The following is a 15,489-nucleotide window of genomic DNA, read 5'->3' as shown; positions in this document are numbered from 1 at the left end:
AGCCTCCTTGAGTATTCTCACTCAGGATTGTTCTGAGCTTTTCTTTCTTTATGTTGTTCTAATAGATTCACTGGTGGTGGCGGCAATTGCAAGAAGAAACCTTGTTCATCCAGCGACGCTTTGACTTTTTCCACATTTACCTGAGCTAATTGGCGTGATTCCAGATTAACCAGCATTACAAATATCGGTTTGCCGAATGTTTGCATCAGCGCTTCTGGGATCTGTGAGAAATCATCTCTTTTTGGAATATAGAGATAGGTGCCTTCTTTCTTAGGACTTTTGTAGATAGAACAAAGCATGATGAGCCTTTTATTGTAAATAACACGTACTAATGACGAGTTTTGTCTAGAAATGGTCAAGATTCGACAAAAATGCGACCAAATCACTTAATTAACCGCAAGATAACTTGCTGAGCATGGGCGCTGAATATAACATGACAACCCTAGTCTCAGGCAACGCCTAGCCAAGAGTTTATGAGGTCAACGTTTCAATGTCTAATACACCTGACCTAAAAGGTAGTAGTTTTACTTTGTCAGTTTTACACCTTTCTGACAATCACATCACCAACACTATAGATTTTCTCAAACAAAAAATCGCGCAAGCGCCTGCATTTTTTGCAAATGCTCCCGTTGTTATCAATATTGCTAAGGTCGACGGAGACATCGATTTTGTGCAACTGAAAAACGGTATCAGCGAGGCAAACTTAATTCCTGTTGGTATTTCCGGCTGCAAAGATAAACGCAGCCAAACGCTCGCGTCTGAAGCGGGTTTTGCCGTGATGACCGCCAGTAACAGCCCTGCTAACGCGCCAGCGAAAATGGCACCAACCAAAGTAGTACGCACCCCTATTCGCTCCGGTCAGCAAGTGTATGCCAAAGATGGCGACTTGGTGATTCTTAACCATGTCAGCGCGGGTGCTGAAGTGATTGCCGATGGTTCTATTCATATTCACGGCACACTGCGTGGACGCGCTATTGCAGGTGCGAGCGGTCAAAAAGAAGCACGTATTATTTGTCACGATTTACAAGCTGAGCTAGTCTCCATTGCTGGAAATTACTGGCTTAGCGATCAGATCGAAAGTGAGTTTTGGCAGCAGAAAGTCATGCTGAGTATGAATGATGACTCACTCCTGTTCGAATCTCTCGCAATTTAGGTTTTAAAGGAAATTATAAAAATGGCACGCATTATTGTCGTAACGTCGGGTAAAGGCGGTGTGGGTAAAACCACATCTAGCGCAGCGATTGCGTCAGGCTTGGCTTTAAAAGGTAAAAAGACAGCGGTTATCGATTTTGATATCGGCTTGCGTAATCTTGATTTGATTATGGGCTGTGAACGTCGCGTTGTGTATGACTTCGTCAACGTTATCAATGGTGAAGCAACACTGAACCAAGCACTGATCAAAGACAAACGTAACGAGAACCTGTTCATCCTCCCTGCTTCTCAAACTCGCGATAAAGATGCGTTGACCAAAGATGGTGTGCAACGCGTATTTGATGAGTTAAAAGCAATGGGCTTTGACTTCATCATTTGTGACTCTCCAGCAGGTATTGAGCAAGGTGCTTTGATGGCGCTTTACTATGCAGATGAAGCGATTGTAACAACTAACCCAGAAGTCTCTTCTGTGCGCGACTCAGACCGTATTCTCGGCATTCTAGATTCTAAGTCACTGCGCGCAGAACAAGGCATGGAGTCTATTAAGCAGCACCTGCTTTTGACTCGTTACAACCCAACGCGTGTTAATCAGGGCGAAATGCTGAGTGTACAAGATGTTGAAGAAATTCTGCATGTGCCTCTATTGGGTGTTATTCCTGAGAGCCAAGCGGTACTGAATGCATCAAACAAAGGTGTTCCAGTTATTTTCGACGAGCAGTCTGATGCAGGTCAGGCATACGATGACACCGTATCACGCCTACTTGGCGAACAAATCGAATTCCGTTTCCTAACCGAGCCGAAAAAAGGCATCTTTAAACGACTTTTTGGGGGCTAAACAGCGACTATGTCTTTACTTGAATTTTTCAAACCACAGAAAAAAACATCCGCAAGTTTAGCGAAGGAACGTTTACAGATTATTGTGGCAGAGCGTCGTAGCCAGAATGATCCTGCGCCAACTTATTTACCGCAGTTAAAAGACGATATTCTTAAAGTGATTGCGAAATACGTGGCAATAGACCCGTCAATGGTCGAGCTCTCTTTTGAGCACAAGGATGATGATATTTCAGTACTGGAGCTGAACGTTAAGCTTCCAGACGACGAAAAATAATTCGCGATTATCATAAAAAAACAGCCGACACTTCACTGTCGGCTGTTTCATTTCTATTCGCAAAAGCGCTACACGCTTAATTCACCAGTTTATCTAAGCGTTCACCAAGAATAGGCAGACGCCATCCACTCATCACATCAGGAAGATGCTCAGGATCACGCTCGTTATTCCAGACCCAACTTAATAGTTGATTCAGCTGTTTTTTCGATGCCAAAAATTCCGTTGCAAGACCTGTTGATTGAGACACCGCCTTCACTTCATCTTTGAGCTTCTTAAACAGTTGCTTATAACCCGGATAATCCATCAAAGGGACGATCTTCTCTGGATAGTAATCTTCCGGTGTTTGCATTGCATCTTTGACGATTTGAATCAGCTTAGTGCTGTGACGGCGAACAGCGTGTGGATCTACACCCTCTTCGATCATACGTTTAGGACTGCGCAGTGCCAGATGAGCAATAGTCAGCAGCTCATTTTCACGCACCACAAAATTCAACGCTAAATCGCGTTTCACTGCTTCCTGATAACGCCATGTGGCCAGCGGTTTTAAGATCGCCAGCTCTTTAGGACTAAGCTGCCATGCGCCTTTGATATCTAAATACACGTAATCAGGATTGACTGACTTAATGCGTTTCTCTACCAGCAATTCTGATTCCTGCTGCGCTGCGTCCCACCAGCCAACTTGAGTCACTTTCTCTAACAGTTGCTCATACATTGGCTGTAAATAGAAAACATCCGCTGCGGCGTAATCAAGCTGCTTTTGTGATAAAGGACGAGCCAACCAGTCAGTGCGAGATTCACTTTTATCTAGCTCGACATCCAGCAGATCCTTCACCAAAGAAGCAAAGCCTGTTGAAAGGCCGTAACCGAGAAAAGCTGCCATCACTTGGGTATCGACCATTGGAAATGGTACACAACCGAAGGCATTCTGGAATACTTCCAAATCTTCACCACAGGCATGAAGCACTTTAAGAACGGAGGTATCTTTGAGTAATTCGGTAAATGGCGACATGTCGTCCATGGTAAGCGGATCAATCAAGGACAGACTTTCCCCGTCAAACAGTTGGATAAGTCCTAACTGCGGGAAAAAAGTACGGGTACGAACAAATTCGGTATCGAGCATAACGACATCGGCATCTCGTGCTAATAAGCACACACGCTCTAGTTCGTTAAACTGGGTAATAATCTGATAATTCACAAATGGCTCACTATGAGTTTCCCTTTTCGGCATCAGCATGATCTCCACGGGAACAAAAATGCCGACGGTTTAGGTCGGCATTGTAACATCATTAAATATAAGGTTACGCACTTTTAGCTAAGGCTGCGTCGTTCTCTTCGCGCAATACGCGACGCAGGATCTTACCAACGTTAGTTTTTGGCAGCTCATCTCTGAACTCGACTAACTTAGGCACTTTGTAGCCTGTTAAGTACTCACGGCAGTGCTCGATGACATCTTCTTTAGTTAAACTCGGGTCACGTTTAACCACGAAAATCTTCACTACTTCACCTGAAATTTCATGAGCCTGACCAATCGCGGCCACTTCAAGAACTTTTCCATGCAGCGCAACCACATCTTCAATTTCATTCGGATAGACGTTAAAGCCAGAAACCAGAATCATGTCTTTCTTGCGATCAACAATATGCAGCAAGTAATTTTCGTCAAATCTTACGATGTCACCCGTTGATAACCAGCCATCTTCATCCAACACTTCTTTGGTCGCTTCAGGACGCTGCCAGTAACCTTGCATAACCTGCGGGCCACGTACTTGCAGTTCACCCACTTGGTCATTCGGCAATACCTTACCTTCATCATCAACGATACGAACTTCCGTTGACGGTACAGGTAAACCAATCGCACCTGTATATTCAGTGAGGTTGTGAGGGTTGCCTGTTACTAATGGAGCACATTCTGTTAAACCGTAACCTTCGAGCAAATGGATACCGGTGATCTTTTTCCACTTTTCAGCAACAGCGCGCTGTACAGCCATACCGCCACCAACAGACAATTTCAGATTGCTGAAATCCAGCTCATGGAAATCTTCATTGTTCACCAACGCGTTAAACAAGGTGTTTACCCCTGTAATAGCGGTCGCAGGTGTTCTTTGTAACTCTTTCACGAACCCCGGAATGTCTCTCGGGTTGGTAATGAGCAGGTTGTTGCCACCCATTTCAATAAACAGCAGACAGTTCACCGTTAAAGCGAATACGTGGTAAAGCGGCAGCGCCGTAACCACTAGTTCACGCCCTTCACGCAATACCGCACCGTAGGCACCTTTTGCCTGCAAGACGTTGGCAATCATATTTCTGTGCGTTAGCACTGCACCTTTCGCAACACCCGTAGTACCACCGGTATATTGAAGGAAAGCAATATCATCACCCGCCATAAAAGGTTTCACATACTGTTGACGGCGACCTTTATGCAGTGCTTTACGCATAGAAATCGCACCAGGAAGATGATACTTAGGCACCATTCCTTTTACGTACTTCACCACGAAATCAACCACAGTGCCTTTTGCACGTGGCAGCATCTGACCAAGACTGGTCAGAACCACATGTTTAACTTGTGTATTCTCAACAATTTTTTCTAACGTGCTGGCAAAGTTGGAAACAATAACAATCGCTCGCGCATCTGCATCATTTAGCTGGTGTTCCAACTCGCGAGGAGTGTAAAGAGGGTTCACGTTAACTGCGATTAGACCTGCACGCAAAATACCGAACAACGCAACCGGATATTGCAAAAGGTTTGGCATCATTAACGCTACGCGATCGCCTTTCTTTAATTTCAAATCGTTTTGCAGATACGCAGCAAATGCTCGGCTACGCTCTTCCAATTTGCGATAAGTCATTACCGTGCCCATGTTAATGAAAGCAGGCTGATCAGCAAATCGATTGACCGATTGTTCGAACATTTCCACCAATGATGGATATTGATCTGGATTAATGGTCTCTGGTACTTCACTTGGGTAACGTGAAAGCCAAGGTTTATCCACAGTAATACTCCTCGTTATTGGCTGGCAATTTGTCGTCAATGACCTTCTTTTGGTGGATTGACTTTATGTCGCGCCATTATTTTTATGGCGCTTATTACAGCACAGCCTCGATGCTTGAGCACGAAAAGACTCAAACACTTGTTTAAATTTTGTTAACTACGCCAAAAATTAGTTCTGCAACCTGCTCTGGTTGTTCTAAATGGCAATGATGACCACCAGAAACAGTGAACGTCTCAGGGCTATTTTGCTCCGAAATGTTGCGATGTTGCTTTAAACTTTGAAAACCATGCTCACCGAGGATTAATCGATGAGGGCATTGAATCGCATTGATAATTTCAGCCGCATGTTGCGGTGACATCCGATATAAAGATTCACTTTTCAACTGCACGTCATGGCGCCAGTGCCATTTACCATCGACCTGTTTGATACCCCGTTCGACAATGGGAGCGATCAACTCAGGATTAATATGGTTAGCCATCGAACGACGCTCTATCGCTTGTGATATATCGTCATAGCCACGTTGTGGCTTTTTGCGTAAACGCTGACGGCTCATCACTCCCTGACGTATTCTTGCAACGCTTTCGGCAGCCGATTCAGCTAAAGGTGCATAACCTTCAATCTGAATTAACCCGTCCACGTGTTCAGGAAAGGCGGCACTATAGCAACTTGCAACCAAAGCACCAAGAGAATGACCTACGATCACCAGCTTGTTTGCTGAGAAATTAAGCGATAACTGACAAAAATCATCGATATAGTCGTGAAAAGGGTAAAAATTGCTGCCATTTTTATGCTCAGACAAGCCATGCCCCGGTAAATCGATTGCGCAAAGGTGTAACTGAGGCGCAACCTCTGCCAGCTCTTGCATGATCGAGAAAAAACTCGCTGCGTTGTCTAGCCAACCATGAATAAAAACGACCGATACATCGGCCGTTTTTGCATCTCCAACTTCCACTGCGGCTATCCTGCCGCTATGGATTGAGTATTGAGTCTGTTTGAACATCATTTTACTTCTTGTATTACTCTGCCTTCACGATACATGTCATCTCTATCACGACAGAAATAACTTAAGCAGTGGTGATATAAATAAGGGCCGCTGTCTTGCATGATGATGCGCTCTTCGACACGCCACAAGTGATAACCTTTAACTGTCATCACAGGGTATTGATGTTCGAAATCACCCACTTTGCCTGTTTCAGGTTCAGCCGTAGTGCCGAGTAGCGTCACTAGTCGACCTTCTGCAAAAGTGACCGGATCTAAGAACTCATTGACGTAACCGACGAAACGTCCCTGAGGCTCAACCTTAACGCTTGGCCTACCGACACTATCAATCGGTACATTAACCACTTCAATACGCGTCTTGTCTTTGAGGTTGGTAATATTGGCGATAACACCTCCTAATCGGACTTCGCTACCTTGCGCAGTGCCGGATTCCACCCATGTTTTGTAATCAGAAATAACCGTTTCTTCTGAGGAAGCGTTCAGTTCGGTTGGTAATGAGGTACAGGCGGAAATAACAAAGACGGCAGATAAGGCGAATAAGTGGCGTAAAGTGAATGATTTCATGATGGCCTCTCAGGCTAGGCTTTAAGATGCAAATGGTTCAAATATAAATATCGACCCCTAACAGCTGGGCTAGTTCCTCTCTTTTAGCACGATTCATCACATCCATATAAGCTTCCATGGCTTTTCTGGAGCGGCCTTCCGGTAAATCGTACTCAACTTGAGCTCGATGGATTTCAGATTCATCAACAGGACGAATTGAGTGCGAGACGGCTTCAGCCACTTTCGTCGCTCTGGTCGCAACTTCAGTACCCTTTTTGACCCCGTTGTTTTTCTTTGCCTTGGATGTTCGGTTGGTATTCGAGACATTGCCGGGCAATCCATTAATTGAAACCATAAAGCTCCTACAGTAAGTGGGGTAAGGTTCTTAACCTTACCCTTGCAAGTGACTTGTTCTCAACTCAACGCTTATCCGCGACCTTACGTTTACTCACGTCCCGGTAGCTTTTTCCATGCCACTGTGTCACGCAAATACACTGGGCTAGAGTCTTCTACTGCTGTCGTATTGCCTTTAGCCCATTCAAACTGAGCGAGATAAACAATGTCTTGCGAATCTGGGTACAGTATTTCGCTCTCGGTCAATGTCAGTGGCAGCGCTGCCAAATCATCAGCGTAAGCTTCCCAACCTGTACCTACTTTTGCCCAAGTTTTATCATCTTTCTGAACTTCTTCAGCTAAAACAGACGGAGGAATCACGCATTCCGCGTCGATTTCATTCCAACTGCCATCTTCTTGACGCTCAAAGCGGCCCCAATACACTTCACTCATTCGTGCGTCGATCGCACTCGCAACGTGAGTCACACCGTGTTGACGGTACGCACCCTGTGCCATTGCCGCTAACGTTGATACACCAATCATGGGTAAATCCGCACCGAATGCTAAACCCTGTGCAATTCCGATACCAATTCGAACGCCTGTAAAGCTACCCGGACCACGACCGAAAGCAAGCGCGTCTAAATCACTCAGCGCTAAACCTGCTTCTTTTAGAACCTCATCCACCATTGGCAGAATTTTTTTTGTATGGTCGCGAGGAGCAAACTCACTGCGAGAATAAACTTTATCACCAACCATTAAGGCGACTGAACACTGCTCTGTCGCTGTGTCTAAGGCAAGAATTTTTGCGCTCATGAATATCTCTAAATTGTTTCTGTTTCTGATAATTGTGCAAGAAAGCTTTTGACCACATCCAAATCTCGCGTACGCGGGATAGGAGGCAAACTGGCAAGGAATATTCCGCCATAGTCTCGGGTCACTAATCGATTATCACAGATGATCAGTGCACCTTTGTCTTTCTTGTCTCGAATAAGTCGTCCAACACCCTGCTTCAAGGTAATCACCGCTTCTGGCAACTGGACCTGAGCAAACGGGTCTCCGCCTCGCAAACGGCAATCTTCTATGCGCGCTTTTAACAGCGGGTCATCTGGAGCGGTAAACGGAAGTTTGTCGATGATAACACAGCTTAATGTGTCACCTCTAACATCAATCCCTTCCCAAAAAGCACCGGTTGCCACCAACAAGGCGTTGCCTAACTCCATAAACTCAGCCAGCGTTTTCTGCTTGCTGGTTTCACCCTGCATCAATACAGGCAAGGTCAGAGTTTCTCTGAATTTATCGCCCAATTCGCGCATCATGCTGTGTGATGTACACAAAAAGAAACAGCGCCCTTGGTTTTGTTCGATCACAGGAGAAAGCATACGTACCAGTTTGTCAGCGAGCCCCGGACTGTTTGGCTCTGGCAGATACCTTGGAACACAAAGCTTCGCCTGATTCTGAAAATCAAAAGGACTCGGCAAAGAAAATTGTTCTCCGGGCTGCAATCCTAAACGATGAGTAAAGTGGCCGAAGTCGTCATTCACCGCCAACGTGGCTGAAGTAAATATCCAAGCTCCTTGCTTCATTTCTATCTGTTCGTGGAACTTATCGGCAACGGAAAGAGGCGTAATATGCAAACTAAAATGACGTGGCGTGGTATCAAACCAATACGAGTACCCCGTAATAGAAACATCACATACCCTTTCAATTCGGCCTTTGAGCAGGTTGGCGCGTTCAAAGGCTGCATCCAACAGCTGGCTGCGGCCTAAAGCAATTTTGAGTACTTCTATCGCAAAATTTAGGCTGTCTTTAACACGTTCAATTTCACGGGCAATAGAAGGGGAAGCCATCGCTTCTCGCCAGTTACCTCTGTGCCCTGAATCGCCAAGTACAATGCGTAAATCAGCCGCAGACTGAACAAGTTTATCGCCTACTTTTTGCAGTTGGCGCATATCCTTGGCTTCGGTGCGATAAGCAATTTCAATGTCTTTAGCAAGATCTTGGATTTGTCGGCTCGACACCGACTGACCAAAATATTGGCTGGCAATATCAGGCAACTGATGTGCCTCATCGAAGATAAATACTTCCGCTTCTGGAATCAGTTCACCAAATCCCGTTTCTTTAATCGCTAAATCGGCTAAGAACAGGTGATGGTTGACCACCACGATATCGGCATCCATCGCTTTACGTCTTGCTTTATTAACGAAGCAATCGGTATAGCTCGGGCATTCTTTACCCAAACAGTTGTCATTGGTGGAAGTAATGGTTGGAATGATCATGCTGTCTTCAGGCAGTGCATCGCACTCGCCTAAATCGCCGCTTCTGGTCTCTGAGGACCATGACCTCACCTTCACCAGCTGTGTGAGCAGTTGCGGGTCAGCAGCATCATTGGTGTGGCTTTCAACCATTTGCCTACTCAGGCGGTCTAAACACAAATAGTTAGCGCGACCTTTGAGTAATGCGACATTGCCGTGAAAGCCCAGAGCATCAACCATTAAGGGAAGATCACGGTGAAACAGCTGCTCTTGCAGGTTTTTAGAACCCGTGCTGATGATGGTTTTCTTTCCGCTTAATAGCGCAGGCACGAGATAAGCGAAGGTTTTACCGGTTCCTGTTCCAGCTTCCACGACCAACTGCGATTCGCCAGCAATTGCTTTTGCAACTGCCTGAGCCATATCGATTTGAGCTTGTCGAGGCTGGAAGCCCGGAATGGCTTTGCCTAATGCGCCTTGTTGAGAAAAGGTTTTTTGGATCATCCACGTCAAAAAAATAATAACTTTGGCGCGATTATGGCAGGTTTTTAGGTCAGGAGCGAATGCAGTTACCCCCTATGTTTGAGAAGGTATTGGTAGGCACTTACATTCCAAACAGAATGTGTCAGGTACGAAACCAAGCCGCACCTGACATAAGGGAACTATTTCCTATTCAAATAGCGGTTTAGCCACTTAGAACCCACTTCAAGTGAAGTTAGTTCTACTTGCGGCATCATCGCCTTCGCCGCCTCTTCTGGTGACGCTTTGCTCTCCCACATAAACTCTAAAATGTCGTCATCAACACTGTGATCACCCATCAATGAAATAACACGTTCAACGTACAATTTACGTGCAAGTAATTCTTTGTCCATAAACACCACCTTCGCAAAACAAGTACAAACAGAGGAGACGCTTTCAATAGCCGAGGATTCACTGAGCCTAGTTATATTAGTTGAAACCATTAGGAGAATAGATTAATTATAGAAGCCAAATTCGGATTTGGTTTGCCGTTCAAGCCAATCTATCTCTTCTAAGAATGAAAAATTTGCACGCCCGGAAGTCGTATTTAATGGAAAAGAAAATTCTCCTAACGCATTGCAGTGATGCACCAGGACTTATCTCAAAAATCACCAACATCTGTTACAAGCATCAGCTAAACATCATTCATAACAATGAGTTCGTTGACAACACCAGTGGTCACTTCTTCATGCGTACCGAGCTTGAAGGCTACTTCAATGACCACACTCTATTGGCAGACTTAGACCAAGCTTTACCTCAAGGTGCAAAGCGTAAATTGGTCGGTTCATCACGTAAACGTATTGTGATACTGGTCACCAAAGAAGCCCATTGCTTGGGTGATATTCTGATGAAAAACTACGATGGCAGCTTAGATGTGGATATCGCAGCTGTGGTGGGTAACTACGACAAACTGCAAACCTTAACAGAGAGATTCGACATCCCTTACCACTGTGTATCTCACGAAGGTCTTAACCGACAAGAGCATGAAAAAGAGTTGTTGGAAGTGATCGAACAATATCAACCGGACTATATTGTTCTTGCTAAATACATGCGTGTTCTGACTCCAAGCTTTGTTGAGAAGTTTCACCATAAAATCATTAATATTCACCACAGCTTCTTACCTGCATTTATTGGTGCGAAGCCATACCAGCAAGCTTATGAGCGAGGTGTGAAGATCATTGGTGCGACGGCTCACTTTGTGACTAACGATTTGGACGAAGGTCCAATCATCAAGCAAGATGTCATTCCTGTCGATCACACATTCAGTGCGCAAGATATGGCTCAGGCAGGACGTGATGTAGAAAAGAACGTTCTAAGCAAAGCTCTGAACAAAGTGATCAATGACCACGTATTCGTCTACGGCAACAAGACTGTGATTCTTTAAATTTATGAGAATAAAAAATGGCGCTAAATCAGCGCCATTTTCTTTAGTGTTAACCAGCGATTAAATAGACACCGCGAGTTTCACCCCTTGGCGAATAGCACGTACCGCGTCCAGCTCACCCGCAAGTTCAGCACCACCAATGACATGGAGCTTGCCTGACAGTTCAGGCCATTTATCTTCAAACGGACGAACTGACACCTGCCCTGCACAAATAATCACTTTATCTACATCAAGAAGCTTTGATTCACCATCGACACCGATGTGAAAACCTTGGCTATCAATACCTTGATATTGAACACCGCCCAGCATGTGTACGCCGCGCTTCTCTAAGGTGCGTTTGTGAACCCAGCCTGTCGTTTTGCCCGGCCCTTTGCCGACACTGCCTTTTCTGCGTTGCAGCAACCACACTTCTTTTTCACTGCGTGAATCCGGATACGGATACAAACCTCCAGGGTAAGTAATCTCTTTGTCTATGCCCCATTCATGTAACCAGTCATCCAAATCATGGTCGGACGGCTCAGTAATCATACTTGCGACATCAACGCCAATACCACCCGCACCAATGATCGCGACTTTATTGCCTACCGGTGTCTTTTCGCGAATCAGCGTTTGGTAGTCCACCACTTTTTCGCTGTTCTCCAAGCCTTCAATATCAACTTTACGAGGTTCAACACCCGATGCCATGACCACTTCGTCATACTCCGACAACATAGAGAAATCAGCCTCGGTTCTTAAATGCAAACGCACGCCTGTTTCGTCAATACGGTTGGCGAAGTAACGAATCGTCTCACGAAACTCTTCTTTGCCCGGGATCTGCATCGCTAATCTGAACTGACCGCCTATGCGATCGTTTCTTTCAAACAGGTCAACATTATGCCCACGCTCAGCCAAGGTCGTTGCACAAGCCAGCCCAGCAGGTCCAGCGCCAATCACCGCCACAGTCTTCTTAACACTGGCAGGTTGAACCACAATTTCTGTTTCGTAACAGGCACGCGGGTTAACCATGCACGATGCGCGTTTACCTTTAAACACGTTATCCAGACAAGCTTGATTGCAACCAATACAGGTATTGATAAACGCTGCTCGACCTTGCTCTGCTTTGTTGACAAATTCTGGGTCTGCCAAGAATGGACGAGCCATAGAAACCATATCCGCTTTGCCTGAAGCAATAATGCTCTCCGCTTCTTCCGGAGTATTGATACGGTTACAGGTAATCACTGGGATCGACAAATGAGGTTTGATCTTCTCCGTTACCCAGCTAAATGCTGCGCGAGGAACCTGCGTCACTATGGTCGGGATCCGTGCTTCATGCCAGCCGATACCCGTATTAATGATTGTCACGCCAGCCTTTTCTAGCTCTTTAGCCAGCATCAATACTTCTTCAAATGTGCTGCCTTGCTCAACCAAGTCCAGCATCGACAAACGGAAGATGATGATGAACTCTTCACCCACCGCTTCACGAATGGCTCTGACCACTTCAAGCGGGAAACGGATTCGATTGAGATAACTACCACCCCAGTCGTCATAACGCATATTGGTACGTTTACAAATAAACTGGTTTAGTAAGTAGCCTTCAGACCCCATCACTTCGACGCCGTCATACCCTGCGAGCTGAGCCAGCTCAGCACTGTTGGCAAAAGCTTGAATGGTTTTTCGGATCTGGCGCGGTGTCATTTCGCTAGGAACAAACTTACTGATTGGAGACTTAATCGCAGACGCGCTCTGTGAGAATGGATGCATGGCATAACGGCCAGCATGAAGAAGTTGCAGCGCAATTTTACCACCATGTTGATGTACCGCATCGGTCACCACTTTATGAGCTTTAGCATGTTTAACACTGCTAAACTCGGCGCCAAAAGGATGTAAACGTCCGCGAAGATTTGGCGAGTATCCACCCGTCACAATTAGGCCCACACCACCTTTTGCCCGTTCTTCATAAAATGCGGCAAGCTTATGTAAACCTTCTTTTTCGTCTTCTAAACCAGTGTGCATTGAACCCATCAATACTCGGTTTTTTAACTGAGTAAATCCTAAATCCAATGGCTGTAGCAGATTTGGGTACATGGAGAGTTAACCTTTATCGTTATTGTTTTCCGACCACACTATTCCTCACGCACACAAAAATCAAACAAGTGTTTACATTTTTGTAACACCGATCAATCTTGCGGTTGTTTGCGTATACTAGATCACGTACGATGCAACTTAATTAATATTCCAAGGTGTTGTTTTGGTGATATTAACAAGCATTTCGATGGCATTGCTGGAGACACAATGAAAACAATATTCCGATTTATTGGGCTGCTTTTTAAAGGGATTTGGAAACTAATCACTTTCATTCGTATCGCTCTTACCAACTTGATTTTTCTACTCAGTATCGCGTTAGTGTATTTCCTTTACGCTTATGAGACCCCAGCACCTGTGGTTGAGAAAAAATCTGCTCTAGTACTCAACCTGTCTGGCCCTATCGTTGAGCAAAGCAGTTACTTAAGCCCAATGGATTCCGTTACAGGCTCGGTATTAGGCAAAGAACTGCCAAAAGAAAACGTGCTTTTCGATATTGTTGAAACTCTACGTCACGCGAAAGACGACGATAAAGTTACTGGCTTGGTTTTGGCGCTGCGTAATATGCCAGAAACCAACCTGACCAAATTGCGCTATATCGCGAAAGCCATTAATGAATTCAAAGCTTCTGGCAAGCCGGTTTTTGCTCTGAGCGACATGTACAACCAAAGCCAATACTATCTGGCAAGTTACGCCGACAAAGTGTTTATGGCACCTGATGGCGCGGTTCTGTTACATGGCTACAGTGCTTACAACATGTATTACAAAACTCTTCTGGAGAAGCTCGACGTCAACACTCACGTGTTCAGAGTCGGCACGTACAAGTCAGCTATTGAACCTTTCATCCGCGACGATATGTCAGATGCAGCGCGTGAATCGGCGTCTCGTTGGTTAACCCAGTTATGGGGAGCCTATATCGATGATGTTGCCACCAACAGAGGCATTGATGCAGACGTATTAACACCAAACATGGATGAGTTTCTTGCGCTTCTTGAACAAACATCGGGTGACTTAGCTCAGTTGTCACTGAACATTGGCCTCGTTGATGAGTTGGCAACTCGCCAGCAAATTCGCCTTGAGCTTGCAAAAACCTTTGGCAGCGACGGTAAAGACAGCTACAACGCTGTGAGCTATTACGACTATGCACAAACAGTAACGCCTCAAATGAATGCGACCAACGATGATATCGCAATTGTGGTTGCCAGCGGCACAATTATGGACGGTTCTCAACCTCGCGGCAGTATCGGCGGTGACAGCACTGCGGCTCTTCTTCGCCAAGCACGCAATGATAACAACGTCAAAGCAGTGGTTTTACGAGTAGACAGCCCAGGAGGCAGCGCCTTTGCTTCCGAAGTGATTCGTAACGAGATTGATGCATTAAAAGCAGCAGGTAAACCTGTGGTTGTTTCAATGTCGAGCCTAGCGGCGTCCGGCGGTTACTGGATTTCAATGAGTGCAGATAAAATCGTTGCTCAGCCAACAACCCTCACCGGTTCAATCGGTATCTTCAGTGTCATTACGACTTTTGAAAAAGGTCTTAACAAGCTTGGCATTTCTACCGATGGCGTTGGTACTACTCCATTCTCAGGAATTGGTATCACGACTGGCCTTAACGATGGGGCACAAAAAGCGCTGCAAATGGGCATTGAACATGGTTACCACCGTTTCATCTCGCTCGTGGGTGAAAGTCGTGGCATGTCCGTTGAACAGGTTGATCAGGTAGCTCAAGGTCGTGTCTGGACAGCACAAGATGCGCAGAAATTTGGTTTGGTCGACAAACTGGGTGACTTTGATGACGCCGTTAAGCTCGCAGCTGAACTGGCGAAATTAGAAGATTACAACCTGTTCTGGGTGTCAGATCCGCTAAGTCCGGCGCAGCAAATCCTGCAAGATCTGTTTGGACAGATCAAAGCAAGTCTTGGTTTGAATGTTTCCAGCATGGTTCCAGCAGCGTTTCAACCGGCAGCAAGCCAGTTAATTAACGATGCAAACCTGCTAAGCAGCTTTAACGATCCAAAAGGACAATACGCGTTCTGTCTGCCCTGCCAAGTACAATAGTCAGACTAGCAGCACGAAATTTCCGTTTCAGGGGCGCTAAATACACAGCGCCCCTTTTTATTACAATCGTTTTCGTTATAATCGCCACACTATTTA

Annotated in this window: 15 protein-coding genes; 5 read left to right on the top strand and 10 right to left on the bottom strand. The window is 45.6% G+C overall.

The genetic code is table 11. The annotated features are described in order from the left end of the window. Positions 1 to 17: 17 nt before the first annotated feature. Positions 18 to 299, bottom strand: a complete 282-nt coding sequence (locus tag HKI82_RS15240; RefSeq protein WP_102940072.1) for a YcgL domain-containing protein — start codon at positions 297 to 299, stop codon at positions 18 to 20. Between the two features lie 191 nt (positions 300 to 490). On the opposite strand from HKI82_RS15240, the gene minC reads away from it, so the two are divergent. The 3 genes from minC to minE are packed head-to-tail and all read left to right on the top strand — an operon-like array spanning position 491 to position 2,260. Continuing rightward, the gene (gene minC, locus HKI82_RS15235; protein WP_102940073.1) at positions 491 to 1,153 is read left to right on the top strand and encodes a septum site-determining protein MinC; all 663 of its coding nucleotides are present in this window, start codon (positions 491 to 493) and stop codon (positions 1,151 to 1,153) included. 21 nt (positions 1,154 to 1,174) lie between these two features. Further along, positions 1,175 to 1,987: a septum site-determining protein MinD gene (minD, locus tag HKI82_RS15230; protein WP_171138449.1), complete on the top strand. Its 813-nt coding sequence runs from the start codon at positions 1,175 to 1,177 to the stop codon at positions 1,985 to 1,987. A 9-nt stretch (positions 1,988 to 1,996) separates the two neighbouring features. Beyond that, positions 1,997 to 2,260: a cell division topological specificity factor MinE gene (gene minE / locus HKI82_RS15225; RefSeq protein ID WP_171138448.1), complete on the top strand. Its 264-nt coding sequence runs from the start codon at positions 1,997 to 1,999 to the stop codon at positions 2,258 to 2,260. Positions 2,261 to 2,336: 76 nt separating this feature from the next. On the opposite strand, the gene rnd is transcribed toward minE, so the two are convergent. The 8 genes from rnd to HKI82_RS15185 form a co-directional block, all read right to left on the bottom strand. Next, entirely contained in the window at positions 2,337 to 3,455 is a 1,119-nt protein-coding gene (gene rnd, locus HKI82_RS15220; protein ID WP_171138447.1) for a ribonuclease D, read from the bottom strand. A gap of 103 nt (positions 3,456 to 3,558) precedes the next feature. Then, positions 3,559 to 5,247, bottom strand: a complete 1,689-nt coding sequence (gene fadD, locus HKI82_RS15215) for a long-chain-fatty-acid--CoA ligase FadD (protein WP_102940075.1) — start codon at positions 5,245 to 5,247, stop codon at positions 3,559 to 3,561. A 142-nt stretch (positions 5,248 to 5,389) separates the two neighbouring features. Next, on the bottom strand, positions 5,390 to 6,250 hold the full coding sequence (locus tag HKI82_RS15210; RefSeq protein ID WP_171138446.1) for an alpha/beta fold hydrolase: 861 nt from the start codon (positions 6,248 to 6,250) through the stop codon (positions 5,390 to 5,392). Then, positions 6,247 to 6,810: a Slp family lipoprotein gene (locus HKI82_RS15205; RefSeq protein WP_102940077.1), complete on the bottom strand. Its 564-nt coding sequence runs from the start codon at positions 6,808 to 6,810 to the stop codon at positions 6,247 to 6,249. Before HKI82_RS15205 ends, HKI82_RS15210 begins: the two co-directional genes overlap by 4 nt. 37 nt (positions 6,811 to 6,847) lie before the next feature. Next, on the bottom strand, positions 6,848 to 7,144 hold the full coding sequence (locus HKI82_RS15200) for a hypothetical protein (protein ID WP_042486082.1): 297 nt from the start codon (positions 7,142 to 7,144) through the stop codon (positions 6,848 to 6,850). 89 nt (positions 7,145 to 7,233) lie between these two features. Next, entirely contained in the window at positions 7,234 to 7,935 is a 702-nt protein-coding gene (gene tsaB, locus HKI82_RS15195; protein WP_102986829.1) for a tRNA (adenosine(37)-N6)-threonylcarbamoyltransferase complex dimerization subunit type 1 TsaB, read from the bottom strand. Positions 7,936 to 7,943: 8 nt separating this feature from the next. Next, positions 7,944 to 9,875, bottom strand: a complete 1,932-nt coding sequence (locus HKI82_RS15190; protein ID WP_171138445.1) for a DNA repair helicase YoaA — start codon at positions 9,873 to 9,875, stop codon at positions 7,944 to 7,946. 158 nt (positions 9,876 to 10,033) lie between these two features. Next, complete coding sequence (locus HKI82_RS15185) at positions 10,034 to 10,243, bottom strand: hypothetical protein (protein WP_042486091.1); 210 nt, start codon at positions 10,241 to 10,243, stop codon at positions 10,034 to 10,036. Between the two features lie 197 nt (positions 10,244 to 10,440). Here HKI82_RS15185 and purU point away from each other — a divergent pair, with 197 nt between their 5' ends. Further along, positions 10,441 to 11,274 carry a formyltetrahydrofolate deformylase gene (purU, locus tag HKI82_RS15180; RefSeq protein ID WP_171138444.1) on the top strand — a complete coding sequence of 278 codons (834 nt, stop codon included), beginning with the start codon at positions 10,441 to 10,443 and terminating at the stop codon, positions 11,272 to 11,274. Positions 11,275 to 11,334: 60 nt separating this feature from the next. Here purU and HKI82_RS15175 read toward each other — a convergent pair whose 3' ends face one another. Next, positions 11,335 to 13,338: an NADPH-dependent 2,4-dienoyl-CoA reductase gene (locus HKI82_RS15175; RefSeq protein WP_171138443.1), complete on the bottom strand. Its 2,004-nt coding sequence runs from the start codon at positions 13,336 to 13,338 to the stop codon at positions 11,335 to 11,337. Positions 13,339 to 13,545: 207 nt separating this feature from the next. Between HKI82_RS15175 and sppA the strand changes: the two genes are divergently transcribed. Further along, on the top strand, positions 13,546 to 15,393 hold the full coding sequence (gene sppA, locus HKI82_RS15170; protein WP_171138442.1) for a signal peptide peptidase SppA: 1,848 nt from the start codon (positions 13,546 to 13,548) through the stop codon (positions 15,391 to 15,393). Positions 15,394 to 15,489 lie beyond the last annotated feature (96 nt).

This window comes from Vibrio plantisponsor (genome assembly GCF_013041605.1).
Taxonomy (GTDB): domain Bacteria; phylum Pseudomonadota; class Gammaproteobacteria; order Enterobacterales; family Vibrionaceae; genus Vibrio; species Vibrio plantisponsor.
This window is presented reverse-complemented; position numbering and strand designations above follow the sequence as displayed.

Coding starts and splice junctions, on each gene's coding strand:
- HKI82_RS15240 (WP_102940072.1), bottom strand. CDS start 299: ATGCTTTGTTCTATCTACAAAAGTCCTAAGAAAGAAGGCACCTATCTC.
- minC (WP_102940073.1), top strand. CDS start 491: ATGTCTAATACACCTGACCTAAAAGGTAGTAGTTTTACTTTGTCAGTT.
- minD (WP_171138449.1), top strand. CDS start 1,175: ATGGCACGCATTATTGTCGTAACGTCGGGTAAAGGCGGTGTGGGTAAA.
- minE (WP_171138448.1), top strand. CDS start 1,997: ATGTCTTTACTTGAATTTTTCAAACCACAGAAAAAAACATCCGCAAGT.
- HKI82_RS15210 (WP_171138446.1), bottom strand. CDS start 6,250: ATGATGTTCAAACAGACTCAATACTCAATCCATAGCGGCAGGATAGCC.
- HKI82_RS15205 (WP_102940077.1), bottom strand. CDS start 6,810: ATGAAATCATTCACTTTACGCCACTTATTCGCCTTATCTGCCGTCTTT.
- HKI82_RS15200 (WP_042486082.1), bottom strand. CDS start 7,144: ATGGTTTCAATTAATGGATTGCCCGGCAATGTCTCGAATACCAACCGA.
- tsaB (WP_102986829.1), bottom strand. CDS start 7,935: ATGAGCGCAAAAATTCTTGCCTTAGACACAGCGACAGAGCAGTGTTCA.
- HKI82_RS15190 (WP_171138445.1), bottom strand. CDS start 9,875: ATGATCCAAAAAACCTTTTCTCAACAAGGCGCATTAGGCAAAGCCATT.
- HKI82_RS15185 (WP_042486091.1), bottom strand. CDS start 10,243: ATGGACAAAGAATTACTTGCACGTAAATTGTACGTTGAACGTGTTATT.
- purU (WP_171138444.1), top strand. CDS start 10,441: ATGGAAAAGAAAATTCTCCTAACGCATTGCAGTGATGCACCAGGACTT.
- HKI82_RS15175 (WP_171138443.1), bottom strand. CDS start 13,338: ATGTACCCAAATCTGCTACAGCCATTGGATTTAGGATTTACTCAGTTA.
- sppA (WP_171138442.1), top strand. CDS start 13,546: ATGAAAACAATATTCCGATTTATTGGGCTGCTTTTTAAAGGGATTTGG.